Annotated in this window: 17 protein-coding genes; 11 read left to right on the top strand and 6 right to left on the bottom strand. The window is 64.0% G+C overall.

The window, feature by feature from the left end:
- The 4 genes from P7F60_RS03445 to P7F60_RS03430 all read left to right on the top strand — a co-directional run.
- Window positions 1–417: ATPase, T2SS/T4P/T4SS family (locus P7F60_RS03445; protein ID WP_277916291.1), on the top strand; the 417-nt coding region annotated here is incomplete at its 5' end.
- A 97-nt stretch (window positions 418–514) separates the two neighbouring features.
- Window positions 515–1,510: a type II secretion system F family protein gene (locus P7F60_RS03440; protein WP_277916290.1), complete on the top strand. Its 996-nt coding sequence runs from the start codon at window positions 515–517 to the stop codon at window positions 1,508–1,510.
- An 18-nt stretch (window positions 1,511–1,528) separates the two neighbouring features.
- Window positions 1,529–2,503 carry a type II secretion system F family protein gene (locus P7F60_RS03435; RefSeq protein WP_277916289.1) on the top strand — a complete coding sequence of 325 codons (975 nt, stop codon included), beginning with the start codon at window positions 1,529–1,531 and terminating at the stop codon, window positions 2,501–2,503.
- Between the two features lie 112 nt (window positions 2,504–2,615).
- Window positions 2,616–3,248: a LysE family translocator gene (locus tag P7F60_RS03430; RefSeq protein WP_277916288.1), complete on the top strand. Its 633-nt coding sequence runs from the start codon at window positions 2,616–2,618 to the stop codon at window positions 3,246–3,248.
- Window positions 3,249–3,279: 31 nt separating this feature from the next.
- On the opposite strand, the gene P7F60_RS03425 is transcribed toward P7F60_RS03430, so the two are convergent.
- Entirely contained in the window at window positions 3,280–4,116 is an 837-nt protein-coding gene (locus P7F60_RS03425) for a tetratricopeptide repeat protein (RefSeq protein WP_277916287.1), read from the bottom strand.
- A 128-nt stretch (window positions 4,117–4,244) separates the two neighbouring features.
- On the opposite strand from P7F60_RS03425, the gene P7F60_RS03420 reads away from it, so the two are divergent.
- The 3 genes from P7F60_RS03420 (at window position 4,245) to P7F60_RS03410 (ending at window position 6,927) form a co-directional block, all read left to right on the top strand.
- On the top strand, window positions 4,245–5,636 hold the full coding sequence (locus P7F60_RS03420; protein ID WP_277916286.1) for a M17 family metallopeptidase: 1,392 nt from the start codon (window positions 4,245–4,247) through the stop codon (window positions 5,634–5,636).
- A 16-nt stretch (window positions 5,637–5,652) separates the two neighbouring features.
- Window positions 5,653–6,501: an NlpC/P60 family protein gene (locus P7F60_RS03415; protein ID WP_277916285.1), complete on the top strand. Its 849-nt coding sequence runs from the start codon at window positions 5,653–5,655 to the stop codon at window positions 6,499–6,501.
- A gap of 84 nt (window positions 6,502–6,585) precedes the next feature.
- Entirely contained in the window at window positions 6,586–6,927 is a 342-nt protein-coding gene (locus P7F60_RS03410; RefSeq protein WP_277916284.1) for a hypothetical protein, read from the top strand.
- Between the two features lie 3 nt (window positions 6,928–6,930).
- Here P7F60_RS03410 and otsA read toward each other — a convergent pair whose 3' ends face one another.
- Together otsA and P7F60_RS03400 are read right to left on the bottom strand one after the other, a co-directional pair.
- Window positions 6,931–8,304, bottom strand: a complete 1,374-nt coding sequence (gene otsA, locus P7F60_RS03405; RefSeq protein WP_277916283.1) for an alpha,alpha-trehalose-phosphate synthase (UDP-forming) — start codon at window positions 8,302–8,304, stop codon at window positions 6,931–6,933.
- A 269-nt stretch (window positions 8,305–8,573) separates the two neighbouring features.
- Complete coding sequence (locus P7F60_RS03400) at window positions 8,574–9,011, bottom strand: DUF3237 domain-containing protein (protein WP_277916282.1); 438 nt, start codon at window positions 9,009–9,011, stop codon at window positions 8,574–8,576.
- Window positions 9,012–9,239: 228 nt separating this feature from the next.
- Here P7F60_RS03400 and P7F60_RS03395 point away from each other — a divergent pair, with 228 nt between their 5' ends.
- The gene (locus P7F60_RS03395) at window positions 9,240–10,049 is read left to right on the top strand and encodes a class II glutamine amidotransferase (protein ID WP_277916281.1); all 810 of its coding nucleotides are present in this window, start codon (window positions 9,240–9,242) and stop codon (window positions 10,047–10,049) included.
- A gap of 1 nt (window position 10,050) precedes the next feature.
- On the opposite strand, the gene P7F60_RS03390 is transcribed toward P7F60_RS03395, so the two are convergent.
- Entirely contained in the window at window positions 10,051–10,407 is a 357-nt protein-coding gene (locus P7F60_RS03390; protein WP_277916280.1) for an MmcQ/YjbR family DNA-binding protein, read from the bottom strand.
- The gene (gene coaBC, locus P7F60_RS03385) at window positions 10,404–11,627 is read right to left on the bottom strand and encodes a bifunctional phosphopantothenoylcysteine decarboxylase/phosphopantothenate--cysteine ligase CoaBC (RefSeq protein ID WP_277916506.1); all 1,224 of its coding nucleotides are present in this window, start codon (window positions 11,625–11,627) and stop codon (window positions 10,404–10,406) included. Before coaBC ends, P7F60_RS03390 begins: the two co-directional genes overlap by 4 nt.
- Before the next feature lie 128 nt (window positions 11,628–11,755).
- Here coaBC and P7F60_RS03380 point away from each other — a divergent pair, with 128 nt between their 5' ends.
- The 3 genes from P7F60_RS03380 to P7F60_RS03370 all read left to right on the top strand — a co-directional run bounded on the left by P7F60_RS03380 (window position 11,756) and on the right by P7F60_RS03370 (window position 14,206).
- Window positions 11,756–12,997 (top strand): cysteine desulfurase-like protein, encoded by a 1,242-nt coding sequence (locus tag P7F60_RS03380; protein ID WP_277916279.1) that lies wholly within the window; start codon window positions 11,756–11,758, stop codon window positions 12,995–12,997.
- Window positions 12,998–13,193: 196 nt separating this feature from the next.
- On the top strand, window positions 13,194–13,736 hold the full coding sequence (locus tag P7F60_RS03375; RefSeq protein WP_277916278.1) for a glyoxalase superfamily protein: 543 nt from the start codon (window positions 13,194–13,196) through the stop codon (window positions 13,734–13,736).
- 71 nt (window positions 13,737–13,807) lie between these two features.
- Complete coding sequence (locus tag P7F60_RS03370) at window positions 13,808–14,206, top strand: VOC family protein (RefSeq protein ID WP_277916277.1); 399 nt, start codon at window positions 13,808–13,810, stop codon at window positions 14,204–14,206.
- 186 nt (window positions 14,207–14,392) lie between these two features.
- Here P7F60_RS03370 and P7F60_RS03365 read toward each other — a convergent pair whose 3' ends face one another.
- Window positions 14,393–16,048: a urocanate hydratase gene (locus tag P7F60_RS03365; protein ID WP_277916276.1), complete on the bottom strand. Its 1,656-nt coding sequence runs from the start codon at window positions 16,046–16,048 to the stop codon at window positions 14,393–14,395.
- Window positions 16,049–16,115 lie beyond the last annotated feature (67 nt).

Genomic DNA, 16,115 nt, shown 5'->3' with positions numbered 1-16,115 from the left:
CAGGCGATGAACACCGGTCACGACGGCTCGATGGGCACCGTCCACGCCAACAATCCGCGCGAATGCCTGAGCCGCATGGAATCGATGATCGCCATGGGCGGCTACACGCTGCCCGCCAAGACGGTGCGCGAAATCATCGCCAGTTCCGTCGATGTCATCATCCAGGCGGCCCGCCTGCGCGACGGCTCGCGCCGCATCACCCATATTTCCGAAGTGATCGGCATGGAAGGCGACGTGATCGTCACCCAGGATCTGATGCGCTACGAATTGGAGGGCGAGGACGCCAATGGCCGCATCATCGGCCGCCACAAGTCCACCGGCATCGGCAAGCCGCATTTCTGGGATCGCGCCCGCTACTACAACGAGGAGCGCCGCCTGGCAGGCGCCCTCGACGCGCTGGAAGAAAAGTCGAGATGAGCGTTTCCCGCAAATGTGCGGCACGCGGTTTTCCGTCCGGAAATGTGCCGCGAACAGAGAGCGGGAGCGGAAACGCTCCCGCAGTGGGGCAAGGGCCATGAACCTGATCGTCATCCTCATCGTCGTCCTGGTCGCGGTCGCCGCCGGCGGCATCGCCTATGGGCTGCTGTTCAGCTCGATCGAAACGCAGAAGAAGGTCGAGGGCCGCGTCAACCGCGTCGTCACCGCCGAGAACGATCGCGGCAAGGCCAAGGCGGCGCGCGAGCGTGTCCAGGACGCCGCCAAGCGTCGAAAGTCGATGCAGGATTCCATCAAGGAGATGGAAAAGCGCAGCGAGCAGAAGAATCGTAGTCTCTCGATCCGCGAAAAGCTCGCCCAGACCGGCCTGCCCTTGACGATGAAGCATTTTTACATCGGCAGCACCGGGCTCGGCATCGTGACATTCGCCATTGCCTTCCTGCTCAGCGGCTCGCTGCCGATCGCCGCTGGCCTCGCCTTCGCCGCCTCGATGGGCCTGCCGCGCTGGGTCGTCGCCTACCTGATCTCGCGCCGCAAGAAGAAATTCCTGGAGGAATTTCCCAACTCGCTCGATGTCATGGTCCGTTCCATCCGGTCCGGCCTGCCGCTCAACGACGCCATGCGCATGATCGCCTCGGACGGGCAGGAGCCGGTGCGCAGCGAATTCCTCCGGGTGGTCGAGGCGCAGCAGATGGGTTTTTCCATTCCCGAGGCCTGCAGCCGCATGACCCAGACCATGCCGCTTCAGGAGCTTTCCTTCTTCGCCATCGTCATTGCCATCCAGAGCCAGGCGGGCGGCAATCTCTCCGAAGCGCTCGGCAATCTTGCCCGCGTGCTGCGCGAGCGCAAGAAGATGAAGGCCAAGGTCGCGGCCCTTTCGATGGAAGCCAAGGCCTCCGCCGCCATCATCGGCGCGCTGCCGTTCATCGTCGCCCTGCTCGTCTACATCACGTCGCCCCATTACATCATGATTCTGTTCACCGATCCGCGCGGTCACCTCATCCTCGGCATTTCCGGGATCTGGATGTCGATCGGCATCTTCGTGATGAAGAACATGGTCAGTTTCGATATCTGACCGGAAGGAATCCCCGCCATGGAGCTTGCCGCCAAACTGACCGACCCGACCTTGATCATCGCGGTGCTTGTCGCCATCGCGGTGTTTGCCTCGTTCTATACGCTGGCCATGCCCTATCTGGAGCGCGGCGATCTCGGCAAGCGCATGAAGACGGTGGCGCTGGAGCGCGACATGATCCGCGCCCGCGAGCGCGCGGCGCTGAATGTCAATGTCGGCAAGGGTTCGCTGCGCCAGCAGAAGAGCCAGCAGGTTCACCAGTTCGTCGAGCGCTTCAACCTGCGCAAGGCGCTGGTCGACGAACAGACGGTCAACAATCTGCGTGCCGCGGGCCTGCGCTCGCAGAACGCGCTGAACGTTTTCCTGCTCTGCCGTTTCCTGCTGCCCTTCCTGTTCCTCGGGCTGGCGATCGTCTGGATCTTCGTGCTCGGCAATCTCGGGCAAAAGCCGATGGGAACCCGCATCCTGGCGACCACCGTCATCGCCTATATCGGCTTCTATGCGCCCAATCTCTATGTGCGCAACCGCAAGCAGAAGCGCCAGCATTCGATCAAGCGCGCCTGGCCGGATGCGCTGGACCTTATCCTGATCTGCGTCGAATCCGGTATCTCCATGGAGGCGGCGATGCGCCGTGTCTCGGAGGAAATGGCCGAACAATCGCCGCCGCTGGCCGAGGAAATGGTGCTGACCATGGCGGAACTGTCCTTCCTGCCCGATCGCCGCCAAGCGCTGGAAAACCTCGCCAACCGCACCCAGCTCGATCAGGTCAAGAATGTGACCCAGGCCCTGATCCAGGCCGACCGCTACGGCACGCCCGTCGCCCAGGCGCTGCGCGTTCTCGCCCAGGAAAGCCGCGACGAGCGTATGAACGAAGCCGAAAAGAAGGCCGCGGCCCTGCCGCCGAAGCTGACCGTGCCGATGATCCTGTTCTTCCTGCCGGTCCTCATCGCCGTCATTCTCGGTCCGGCCGGCATTCAGGTCGCCGACAGTTTCTGAGGCCGGCACCGGAAATGCTCTAGGAACCTGTATCGCAGGGCTCTCACTTTATGCGCGAGTTTTGCTGCGGGATGCTATAACCTCGCTCTCAACTCAAAGAGGGAGTGGATGAGTGCCAACGGCTGATATCCTGCTTGCATTCGTGGTGACGACCGCCGTTTTTGCCTTCATTCCAGGCCCGGCGATGCTCTATGCGGCAGCCCAGACGATGGTGGGAGGGCGCAAGGCCGGGTTGATGGCCGTCCTCGGTATTCATATCGGTGCCTATGGCCACATCGTCGCGGCTGCGGCGGGATTGTCCGTCCTCTTCCATGCCATCCCCGTGGCCTACATGTTGGTCAAGCTGGCAGGTGCCGTTTATCTGATCTGGCTCGGCGTTTCGCTTTTCAGGACGCGGCATACGCGTGTGGACGGGTTGGCCGCCGGAGCGGGCAAGTCGCCGCGCAAAGCATTCCTCGAAAGCATCGCGGTCGAAGTATTGAACCCGAAAACCGCGATCTTTTTCATGGCCTTCCTGCCTCAGTTCGTCGATGGCGCCGCCGGCTTTCCCCTCTGGATCCAGTTCGCCGTCCTCGGGACGATGGTAAATGCCGTCTTCACCTTCGCCGACATTGTCAGCGTCCTGCTTGCGGGGCTGGTCGTCGAGAGGCTGAAGCAATCCAGCATGGCGCAGAGACTGGTGCAGCGGGCCGGCGGCACTATCCTTGTCGGGCTGGGAGCGCATCTCGCCCTGCAGAGAAACTGACTCTGCGAATTGTACGCCCTGGATGAAGGGATCAGTTGGTGCCGTTGTCCAACGCCTTGCCGTCCTTGGCGGCGAGCTTGGCCCAGGCGTTCTGCTGGGAAAGCATGCCGCGCAGATAGGCGACGTTGGCATCGGCCTGCTGTGGCGAAAGTTCGCGACGCGCGATCTGTTCGGCCTCGTCGAAACGGCCCTGCAGGCCGACGACGAGGGCGAGGTTCTGGCGCACGCGGCTGTCGGCGCCCGGCTGCTGCGAGGCCTGGCGCAGATAGGTTTCGGCGGTGCGCAGGTCGCCGGTCAGCACATAGGACATGCCGAGATTGGACAGCACCGAGGGTTCGTTCGGCTGGGTGTCGAGCGCATCGCGGTAGCGGGCGCGCGCCTCGTTGGAGCGGCCGAGCTGGTCGAGGATCGCGCCTTCGGCCGATTTCAGCCGCCAGTCGGGGCGATCAGGCGTTTGCGCCCGCCCGATGGTGCCGAGCGCTTGTTCGAGCTGGCCGGCGGCAGCCTGCGCCTTGCCGTAGGCGGCCAGCACCTCGCGGTCGGTCGGATTGGCGATCGCCACCTGCTGCATCACCGACAGCGCCTGGCCGTTCTTGCCGCTCATGCGCAGGATGTTGGCATAGGTCATGCCGACGGCCTTGTCCTTCGGATTCTTGTCGTATCGCTGGCCGACGCTCTCGGCGGCGCGGGTGAGCTCCGGCGCGCTCATCTGTTCGACCGGCTTGCCGGCGATCGGAACCGAACCCGTGGTCAGCCGGTCCCTGGGCGTGGAATTGCATGCCGTCAGCGCAAACGCCATCAGCGCGGCCGTCGTGGAGCGAAAAAGGATGGTGCGGGTCTTGCCGCCGGTCAAGAAGGGGAGTTCCATGCCGCTTTATCCTGCTGATTTCGCGCCGTCCGGGCGAATCCGGTGACGCAACCTTCGTTCCAGCAATAATCTGTTAACCCTAACAGAGTGTTAATGGACCGATTCCAGCGACTGCCCCGAAGGTGACCATGGCTCCCTATCAATATACCGAAAGACCCTCTCCGTTCGCGGCCAAGGCGGGCAAGACCCTGCCGATCTTCGCGGTCACGCCGGCCCATATCGAGACCGGGACCATCGATCCCGTGGCGCTCGATTGGGCCCACAAGTCTGGCTACAAGGCGGATGCCGGCTCGTTGCTGCTCATTCCCACCAGCGACGGCCATCTCGGCGGCGCGCTGTTCGGACTCGGCAGGAACCCCTCCGAATCACCCTTTCTCACCGGCAAGCTGGCGCGCAGCCTGCCGGCCGGAGAATGGCACATCGAAACCGCGCCGCTGACCGCCAACCGCCTGTCGCTTGGTTTCGGCCTCGGCAGCTATCGCTTCGACCGCTACAAGGCCGAGAAGCCGGCCGGGCCGACCTTGCTGATCCCGCAGGATGCCGACGCCACCGACATCAAGCGGCAGCTCGCCGGCGTCTTCCTCGCCCGCGACCTGATCAATACGCCCACCAACGACATGGGCCCGGCCCAGCTCGAAGCCGCCTTCCGGGCGCTCGCCGCCCATTACGGCGCCGAGACCAGCGTCATCACCGGCGCCGAACTGCTGGAGCGCAATTTCCCGCTGGTGCATACCGTCGGCCGCGCCAGCGCGGATGCGCCGCGCCTCCTAGAGCTGCGCTGGGGCAAGAAGGGCCACAAGCGCATCACGCTGGTCGGCAAGGGCGTCTGCTTCGATACCGGCGGCCTCGACATCAAGCCTGCAGCCTCCATGCTCTTGATGAAGAAGGACATGGGTGGGGCCGCCAACGTCATGGGCCTGGCGTTGATGATCATGGACGCCAAGCTGAAGGTCGATCTGCGCGTCATCATCCCCGTGGTCGAAAACTCGATCTCGGCCAATGCCTTCCGCCCGGGCGACATCTATCGCAGCCGCAAGGGCCTGACGGTGCAGATCGATAATACCGATGCCGAGGGACGCCTCATTCTCGCCGATGCGCTGGCCTATGCCGACGAGGAGGAAAACGATCTGCTGGTCGACATGGCGACATTGACCGGCGCGGCGCGCGTGGCGCTCGGCCCCGACCTGCCGCCCTTCTTCACCGACGACGATCCCCTGGCCGAGGATCTGCACGAGGCAAGCCTGGAGACCGACGATCCGATGTGGCGCATGCCGCTCTACATGGGGTATGACAAGGACGTCTCCGCCCGCATTGCAGATCTGACCAATGCGCCGGCCGGCGGCATGGCGGGATCGATCACGGCGGCGCTGTTCCTCAAGCGTTTCGTGACCCGTACAAAGAGCTGGGTGCATTTCGACATCTTCGGCTGGGCGCAGGCGGAACGGCCGCATTCGCCGGTCGGCGGCGAGGCACAGGCGATCCGCGCGCTCTACCACCACATCCGCCGCAGCCTGCGCTAACAGACGGACGAAGACCATGCTGGACAGACGCCTCTTCGCCTATCGCAACGATCTCGCCGAAGCGGCGCTGGAGGGCCGGGTCGAGGCCGGGCGTTTTACGCTGGGCGAGCCGGCGCGGATTGCCGCGCCAACCGTCCCGCTGCGCCCCCGCCCCGAGGAAAGCGCCGGCATCGATACCGAGCTGTTGTTGGGGGAGGCCGTTAGCGTCTTCGACCGCAAGGAAGGCTGGGCCTGGGTCAAGGCGGCGGCTGATGGTTATGTCGGCTATCTGCCGGAGGCGGTGCTGTCCGCGCCGCTTACCCCCACGCATCACGTCGTGGCCGCCAGGACCTTCATCTATCCCGGCCCCGACCTGCGCCTGCCCGGCGGACGGGCGATTTCGATGGGGAGCCGGCTCACCATCTCCGGCGAGGCGGAAACGCGCGGTACGCGCTATGTTCTGCTCGCCGAAGGCGGCGCCGTTATAGCTTCTCATTGCCTGCCCATAGGACAGTTTCCGTCCAACGATCCGCTGGAGATCGCCGTGCGTTTCCTGGAAACGCCCTATCTCTGGGGCGGCCGTTCCGGCTTCGGCATCGATTGCTCCGGCCTGGTGCAGATGGCCATGGCGATGACCGGCCGGGCGATCCCGCGCGATTCCGACATGCAGCACGCCTTTTTCACGCAGGAAATCGAACGGGCGGCGCTGCGGCGCGGCGATCTCGTCTTCTGGAAGGGCCATGTCGGGCTGATGGAGGATGCGGAAACGCTGCTGCATGCCAACGGCCACACCATGACGGTTGCGCGCGAAAACTTCGACGCAGCCGTCGAGCGTATCGGCTGGCTCTATGCCCAGCCGACCGCCTATCGCCGTCCGCAGCTGTAACCACATGATCACGCGACTGTGCGTTTTGGGTCGCCGGCCGGCATCCTATATACAGGCGACAGACATGATTCCGGACGATGCCCCATGAACCGCCTTGCTTTCCTCGCGCCCCTGATGCTGATGGTCGCTTTCCCGGCGGCGGCGACGGATTTCAGCGCCGGCGCCATCGAGCAGGCCAGCCCCTACCGCGACCTGCCGGGCGTCCACCAGCCCAAGACGACGCTGAAAAGCCCTGGGGACGGTTATGATTGCAGCAGCGAGATCGATGAGCGGCTGATGTGGCGGCGGGATTTTTACGACCGCCGCGCCGGCTCGGCGATCATCTACAGCTGCTCGCGCGACGGCTGGACGGTGGAAAGCGACCGTGCCCCGCGCCGCGGCTGGATTCCCGGCCAGCCGCAATACGGCTGGCCCTGGGGCGAGTGACGTTCAAGCCGTCAGATCGGCCAGAAAACTGCGGCACCAATGCGAGACGTCGTTGGTCAGCATCACGTCCATCATCTGCCGCCAACGGTCGCGGCGCTCCTCGCGTGACATTGTCAGCGCCCGCGCCAGCGCATGCGCCGTGCCGTCCACATCATAAGGGTTGACCAGCAGCGCCCCGTTCAACTCCCGGGCCGCGCCGGCAAAACGCGACAGCACCAGCACGCCCGGATCCTCGCCGTCCTGCGCCGCCACATATTCCTTGGCGACCAGGTTCATGCCGTCGCGAAGCGGCGTGACCAGCCCGACACGGGCGATGCGATAGAGCCCGGCCAGCACCGGCCTGGCGATGGAGCGGTTGATATAGCGGATCGGCACCCAGTCGACCGTGCCGATCGCGCCGTTGACGCGGCCCGCCTGCTCGGCCACCTGCCGCTGCATTGCCTCGTATTCCGGCACCTCCGAGCGGCTTTTCGGAGTGATCTGCAGGAAGGTGACGCGGTTTTGGGCCTGCGGGTTCATCGCCAGGAAACGCTCGAAGGCATCGATGCGCTGGGTCAGGCCCTTGGAATAGTCGAGCCGGTCGACGCCGATGATCAGGTCGCGGTTCTCGACGCTGCGGCGGGTCTTCTGCACCGTCGGGTTGGCCTCGGCATTGCGAGCGAATTCGGCAAACGCCGCTGTCTCGATGCCGATGCCATAGGCCCCGCCGCGAAACGAGCGTCCCTGCGCATGGAATTGAAAACCGTCCGTCGTGTCGCCAAGTCCCATGCGTCGCAGGCAGCCGGCGAAATTCTCCAGGTCGTGATCGGTCTGGAAGCCGAGGAGATCGTATTGCGCAAGCCCGCGCATGATCTGGTCATAGACCGGCATGGTGAAGAGGACGTCGGCAGGCGGCCAGGGGATATGCAGGAAAAATCCGATGCGGTTGGTCAGGCCCATATGCCGCAATTCCGTCGCCAGCGGGATCAGGTGATAGTCATGGATCCAGATGATGTCGTCCGGCCGGACCAGCGGCGCCAGGCGCTCGGCGAAGAAGCGGTTGACGCGGAAATAGCCGGCCATCTCCTTGCGGCCGTATTCGGCGAGATCGAGCCGGTAATGGCAGATCGGCCAGAGCACCCGGTTGGCAAAGCCGAAGTAATATTCATCGACGTCGTTGGCGGTGAGATCCGTCAGCGCATAGGTGACCGGACCGGCGTCGATCACCGTGAGGTCGGACGTCTCGGCTTCCTCGTTCGTCTTGCCGGACCAGCCGAGCCAAAGGCCGCCGCGTTCTTCCAGCGCCGCCTGCAGCGCCACCGCCAGCCCGCCGGCCGGCGCCGCACCGGTGCCGTCGGGCACGGGAACGCGATTGGAAACGACGATCAGTCGGCTCATCAAGAATTCCTTTCAGTCTGAAGCATTTCCAGGAAAAGTGGAAACCGGTTTTCCCTCCGGAGATGCGTAGAAACAAAGAGATATCGTCTTTCGCACGACAGCGGATAGGCCGGCGGGAGCCGGCAGGCATGCGCGAAACGCTAGGGCAGGGCGGCCGGCAAGGGGCCGCCGCCATATGGCTGGGGAACAGGCCATATGGGACAAGATGGGGGAGGCGGCGGCGAAGGCAAGGGCACGGCCGCCGCTTTTCCGCCCGCGTGAAATTAAAGCTAAAGTGTGGGCACGCGATAAAGGGTGACACGGGCGAGCGTGCCGCCGGCATCGGTCAGCAGTTTTCCGACGAATCGCGCCTCGCGCAGGAAGGCATAGGGGCCGTCCGCCACCTCGAATTGCGGCGCCGTCTGGCCCTCGAAATCGCCATGCGCATTGGCGCGGCAGGTGCCGGCATTGATGATCGAGATCAGCACGCCGTCATCGGTGCGCAACGTGTAGCGCGCCCAGACCTCGCTAACGCCGTCCGGCCGCGTCAGGCACCAGTCGGCGCCGCCGGGCAGCACCTCGCCGTTGAGCAAGGGCCCGCGCATCGTGCCGCCGATGATTGGAATGATTTCGCGTATGCCGCCGCCGATCTCCCCGATGACAAGCGGCTCGGCGATGGTCACGGCGATCTCGGTGGCGAATTCGAGGGCGGGGGACTTTTCGTGCATGACGTGTCTTTTCCGTTCGTGTTCACGCTCTGTCATCGAGCGACATGAAAGAGTGAACGCATAAAGCTGGCTTCGCTGCCATGATTTTGTCATTCATGAAACGCAGTTAATCAAGCATTGACCAAATCGGTCAAAACTGACGAGGGGCAATTCGCGCAATCGCCGATGGCGGTCTGGGTGTCGGATTGTGCCGGAACAGGCAAGTCGCCGTATCGATCGGAGTGATTCATGTGCCGTTGGGCCGCCTATCGGGGAGACCCCATCTATCTTGAGGAACTGGTCTCCTCACCTGCGCATTCGCTGATCGAGCAATCACACTGCGCCACGCGCGCCAAGACGGCGACCAATGGCGATGGCTTCGGAGTCGCCTGGTATGGCGACCGGCCCGATCCCGGTCGTTATCGCGATATCCTGCCGGCCTGGTCGGATTGCAATCTGAAAAGCATCGCGCGGCAGATTCGCTCGCCGCTGTTCCTCGCCCATGTCCGTGCCGCCACCAATGGCGGCACGCGCCGCGACAACTGCCATCCCTTCATCCATGAAAACTGGTGCTTCATGCATAACGGCCAGATCGCGGATTTCGACCGCCTGCGCCGGCCAATGGAGACCATGCTCAGCGACGAACTGTTCAATGCCCGCTTCGGCTCGACCGATTCGGAACTGATCTTCCTGCTTGCCATGCAGTTCGGCCTGCGCGACAATCCGCTCGGCGCCATCTCGGAAACGCTGGCTTTCGTCGAGCGCCTGTCGCGCCACCTCACCGGCGATGCGCTGGTGCGCTTCACCGCTGCTTTCTCTGACGGAAAATCGCTCTATGCCGTGCGCTACGCCACGGATTTCAAGGCCCCGACGCTCTATGCCGCGCCAATCGGCCAGGGTGGCGGCTATTGCCTGGTGTCGGAGCCGTTGAACGACGAGGCCGACACCTGGGTCGAGATTCCCGACGGCAGCGCCGTGATCGTCAGCGAAAACGGGCTGGAAACCGCGCTGTTCAAACCCGCCGACCAGATCGAGGCTTCGACGGCGTCCTCGGGTTGATTTAACTGAGCGGCACGATGCCCAGTTCCGTCCGCAGCTTTTTCGTCAGCCCTTCGGCAACGAGATCGTAGGAGCGGTGCAGATAATGCAGCACATCGTCCTCGCCGAGCGGCGAAGCCTTGTCGATGGTCACCCATTTGCGCTTGGCGAAATAGGGCGCCTGGTCGATGCCCGCCATCGCCGTCAGGATCTCGAAGCTTTCCTCGCTGACCTTGACGACGAGGCGCTCGTCCGGCCGCAGCACGGCAAACACCTTTTCGCCGACCTTGGCGACATGCGATTCCCACTGCTCGACGAAGGTGACGCCGGGGATGGGTGCCAGCGTCAAATCAAGGCCTGATTGCGAAAACAGGCTCATGCCTTGCCTCCCGTCGCCTTGAGCTTTTCGGCGATCAGCAACGCCAGCTTTTCCGCCACCTCGTCCTTGCCCATGTCGGGCCAGTCGGACACGCCGTCGCGGGCGATGATCTTCACCCGGTTGCGGGTGCCGCCCATGATGCCGGTTTCCGGCGAGACGTCGTTGGCGACGATCATGTCGGCGCCCTTGCGCGTGAGCTTCGCCCGGCCGTTTTCCTCGACGCTCTGCGTCTCCGCCGCAAAGCCGACGACGAGGCGCGGGCGCTGCCCGTGATGGCCGACGGTTTTCAGGATATCCGGGTTTTCGGTCAGCATCAGCGGCGGCGGCGCTTCGCCGGGCTGCTTCTTGATCTTCTGGCCGGAGGCCGCGGCCACCCGCCAGTCGGCGACGGCGGCGACCATCACGGCGATATCGGCGGGCAGGCGCGAGATCACCGCATCGCGCATCTCCTCAGCCCGCTCCACATGAATGGTGGTGACGCCGGCCGGATCGGGAATGGTCACCGGGCCGGACACGAGAGTGACATCGGCGCCGAGGGCTGCAAGGGCTGCGGCAATCGCATGGCCCTGGCGGCCGGAAGAGCGGTTGGCGATGTAGCGCACCGGGTCGATCGGCTCGTGCGTCGGACCCGAGGTGACGATGGCGGTGCGGCCCGCCAGCGGCTTTGGCCCATTGTCCAGCAGACGTTCCACGGATGCGACGATATCCAGCGGCTCGGCCATTCGACCCACCCCCGCCTCGCCGCTTTCGGCCATCTCGCCGGCAGCAGGGCCGATGAAGCGGATGCCGTCCGCCTTCAGCTGCTCGACATTGCGCCGCGTCGCTGCGGCCGACCACATGACCGGGTTCATGGCAGGTGCCACGAGAACCGGCCGGTCGGTTGCGAGCAGCACCGTGGAGGCGAGGTCGTCGGCCAGCCCGTTGGCCATCTTCGCCATCAGGTCGGCGGTGGCTGGCGCGACGAGCACCAGGTCGCAATCGCGCGCCAGCCTGATATGGCCGACATCCTGCTCATCCTCGCGCGAGAAAATCTCGGTAAACACATGATCGGCCGCCAGCGCCCCGACCGCCAGCGGCGTCACGAACTGCTGCGCCCCCGCCGTCATCACCGGCCGCACGGCCGCACCCCGTTCGCGCAGGCGGCGGATGAGGTCGAGGCTCTTATAGGCGGCTATGCCGCCCGAAATGATCAGCAGGATGCGTTTGCCGGATAGCATGATCTTTCCTCCTCGATAGTACCGGTCGCGAAACTAGGCATTTCAACGTCTTGATGCAATCGTTCGCAAGATGCTTGAACTTTAAAATAACCTGTGATCGGATGGGGCAAACGACAGGGGAGCAATCCAGAATGCGCGACTTTCCCGTTCATGAGATCCGGAAAATGTTTCCGGCGCTGCAAAAGGCCGGCGATTTCATCTTTCTCGACAATGCCGGCGGCGCGCAGGTGCCGCAGGCGGTGGTGGATGCGGTGGCGAACCACCTCGTCGACTACAATGTCCAGCGCATGGCCCATTATGCCCATAGCCAGGGCGTCGACCGCAATCTGGCGGCGGCGCGCGAAACCGTCGCCATGCTGGTCAACGCCTATCGGCCAGAGGAAATCTCCTTCGGGCTGAACGCCACCTCCTTCATCCGCCTCGTCAGCCTCGGCATTGCCAAGATGCTCGGCGAGCGCAACGAGATCGTCATCACCGACATGGATCACGACGCCAACATCGCCACCTGGACGGCGCTGGAGGCGGACGGCGCGAAAATCGTCTGGTGGCGGATGCGCGAGGACGGCACGCTGAATCCTGAGGATCTGAAGCCGCTCGTCAACGATCGCACCCGCCTCGTCGCCTGCACGGTCACCGCCCATTCGATCGGCACCATCGTCGATGTGGCGAGCGTCGGGCGCATTGCGCATGCGGCGGGCGCGGAAGTGTTTCTCGATTGCGTGCATTACGGTCCACATGGGCTGATCGACGTGCAGGCTTGGGATTGCGACTATCTCGTCTGCTCCGGCTACAAGAATTTCTCGCCGCATATGGGTTTTCTCTGGGGGCGCTATGAGGCGCTGGTCAGGCTGCCGACCTTCAAGGAGGATTTCATTCCCGATGTGCCGCCCTACAAGATCGAGGTCGGCACCTTCACCTATGAAAACGTCGCCGGCATGAATGCCGCCGTCAACTACCTCGAAGCGCTCGGCCGGCGTTTCTTGCCCGAAGCCAATTCCCGCCGCGCTGTTCTTGCCGCCGCGATGGGCGCCATTCGCGCATACGAAATGGAATTGTCCAAGGCCCTGCTTTCGGAACTCAGGGCCAACGGCGCCGTGATCTACGGCATTTCCGAGGATGAAAAGGTTTCCGGCCGGGTGCCGACTATCTGTTTTTCTATTCCCGGCCATTCGCCGCAGGTCATTGCCCGCAAGATGGGCGAGGCCGGCATCGGCCTGCGCGACGGCCACATGTTCGCGCCGCGCCTGATGAAGCGGCTCGGCCTGACCATGGAGGAGGGCGCGCTGCGCATCTCCATGGTGCATTACAACACGCCGGAAGAGGCGAAACGCTTCGGGGTGGTTCTCCGCGAGATCATCGCCGGCAAACGCTGAGACTTGCGCTGAGGCTGGCATCCGGCTAGATTTTATCCCGGCCGGATGCAGCCTGCTGTCCCGCGACGTTTCGGCGTCATGGTGAATGCATCCAGATTTTTGCGCCCTGTCATCCTCGCCTTTCGGCCAACGATGGTAAGCGGGTCAGCAATGCGGGCACTGATCGGTTCCGTTTACCGCCAGCGAAGGATGAACCATGCGCGATTTTCGCGATGCCAAACTCATGGCTAGGGTGTTGCGGCAGGCTTTTGCCGCCCGCGACGTGGCGATCAGCCATTCCGAAGCCCTTGAGATCGTCGCCGACCAGTTCGGCTGCGAACAGTGGAATATTCTCTCCGCCCGCATCGATGCGGCGCAAGTGGCCGCGCCGCAGGACGCGGTGACGATCACCCCGCCCATCCCGATCTTCCGCATCTTCTCAGTCGAGAAGGCCATGGAATTCTACCGCGATTTTTTGGGGTTCAGCGTCGATTGGGAACATCGTTTCGGCGATAATTTCCCGCTCTATTGCCAGGTGTCGCGCAGCGGCATGATCCTGCACCTTTCGGAACATGCGGGCGATGCCTCGCCCGGCGCCAAGGCCTTCGTCTGGATGACCGGAGTACGCGCCTTCCGCGAAGAGTTGATCGGCAAAGATTACCGCTACATGAAGCCCGGCGTCGAGGAGGCCCCCTGGGGGCTGGAGATGACGGTGACCGATCCGTTCAACAACCGCATCGCCTTCTGCGAGAAAGTCTGAACTTTTCGCGGGTGTTGCGGCGCTTGCCGCGCGCCCGCGAATCGGCCCATCCTCCGGCAGGAGGAGCCCGCATGATCCGTATCGACCATCTCGACCATCTGGTGCTGACCGTGGCCAGCATCGAGGCGACCTGCGATTTCTATAACGAAGTGCTGGGCATGACGGTGGATGTCTTCGCGCAGGGGCGCAAGGCGCTGAAATTCGGCAACCAGAAGATCAACCTGCATGAGCGCGGCCGCGAATTCGAGCCGAAAGCCCGCCTTGCCACGCCGGGCTCTGCCGACCTTTGCTTCCTCGCGGCAACGCCGCTCTCCGACGTCATCGCCCATCTCGCCCGCATGGGTGTGCCCATCGTCGAAGGTCCCGCGCCACGCACCGGCGCGACGGGAGCGATCCGCTCGGTCTATATCCGCGATCCCGACGGCAATCTCATCGAGATCTCCAACCGGATCGTCGCGTCGAACCAGTAAGCAGACGCTTTCCCGGCCTTGCGGTTGCTCACCCTCATCTGTCCTTGAGCGGAGAAGATGGTTTGGCGCAACGCCGCTTCTTCTCTTCGCCGGAAGAGAATGTAACTGGACAAGCTGCTCCTCTCCCTTATCTCCTCGGGGAGACGATGGCCGACAGACCGGATGAGGGGCTTCGCAAGCATCAGCTTAACGGATGTAGGGAATATCCTTCTTCTCCACCTCGTCCAGTGCCTCCTCATAACCCGCATCGGCATAGCGCATGACGCCGAGCGCGGTGTCGTTGGTCAGCGCATGGTCGAGCCGTTCGTCCGCCGCATCCGTCCCATCGGCGACGACGGTGACGCCGCAGCTGGTCATGAAGCCGGCATAGCCGCCGCCGCCGGAATGGACGACGACGAGATCGGCCATCGACGAGCACAGCATCATCGCATCGATCAGCGGCCAGTCGGCGATGGCGTCGGAGCCGTCCTTCATGCCCTCGGTCATGATGTTGGGATGCGCCATGGCGCCGGCGTCGAGATGGTCGCGGGAAAAGGCGATGGGGCCTTTCAGCGCGCCCTCACCCACCAGCCGGTTGACGGCGCGGGCCAGCGCCGTGCGCTCCCCATGCCCCAGCCAGGCGATGCGCGCCGGCAGGCCCTCGAAGGGGATGTGCTGGCGGGCGAGATGGATCCAGTTGGTGACGATGCGGTTGTCCGGGAACATGTCCAGCAGCAGGTCGTCGATACGGGCGATGTCGCTTTCCTCGCCCGACAGCGCCATCCAGCGGAACGGGCCGATGGCGCGGCAGAACAGCGGGCGCAGATAGGCTTCGGTGAAGATCGGGATGTCGAAGGCATTGGCGACGCCGCCTTCGCGCGCCTGGGTGCGGATCAGGTTGCCGTTGTCGAAGACTTCCGCGCCGCGTTTCTGGAAATCCAGCATCGCCTGCACATGCTCGACGATCGAGGCGCGGCTGGCGGCCATCAGCTGGCCCTGCCCGTCCTCGCGCAGCGAGCGCACTTCGGCAAGGCCCATGCCCTTCGGCACATAGCCATAGACGAGGTCATGCGCCGAAGTCTGGTCGGTGACGATATCCGGCACGATGCCGCGCCGGGCGATCTCGGGATAGATTTCGGCGGCATTGCCGACAAGGCCGACCGAAAGCGCCCGCTTTTCCTGCACTGCCTTGTCGATCATCGCCAGCGCTGCATCGAGATCGGGGGCGATCTCTTCGAGATAGCCGATCTTCTTGCGCGCCTCGGCGCGGGCCGGATCGATATCGACGCAGAGGATCGCCGCGCCCGCCATGCGGCCGGCCAGCGGCTGCGCCCCGCCCATGCCGCCGAGGCCGGCGGTGAGGATGAAGCGCCCGGCAAGCTCGCCGCCGAAGCGTTTTTCGGCGATGCGCATGAAGATCTCGTAGGTGCCCTGGATGACACCCTGGCTGCCGATATATTGCCACGCCCCGGCCGTCAGCCCGCCCCAGCAGATCAGACCCTTGCGCTGCAGCTCATAAAAATATTCGGCCTTCGCCCATTGGCCGACGATATTGCAATTGGCCATGATGACCAGCGGCGCCTTGGCATGGGTCTTGACGAGGCCGATGGGCTTGCCGGACTGGACGATCAGCGTCTGGTCCTCATCCATCTCGATCAGCGCCTTGACGATGCCGCGATGCGCCGGCCAGTTGCGCGCCGCCTTGCCGAGCGCCGCATAGACGACGAGATTGTCCGGGTCTTCGCCGACGCAGAGCACGTTTTCGAGAAGGCGCAGCAGCGCCTCCTGCCGCCACCCCTTGGCCCGCAAGGCCGGCCCGCCGGGAATGGGGAAATTCGGATGACGCGGATTGGGCTTGGGCATGGTGGTGTCCTCTTGGGGGTTGGTGCGTCAGCGATTGCCCCTCATCCGCCTGCCGGCACCTTCTCCC

Origin of the sequence: Rhizobium sp. YJ-22 (assembly GCF_029601685.1) — a bacterium.
Taxonomy (GTDB): domain Bacteria; phylum Pseudomonadota; class Alphaproteobacteria; order Rhizobiales; family Rhizobiaceae; genus Metarhizobium.
The sequence above is the reverse complement of the archived record's forward strand: the minus strand, read 5'-3'. Positions and strand labels throughout refer to the sequence as shown.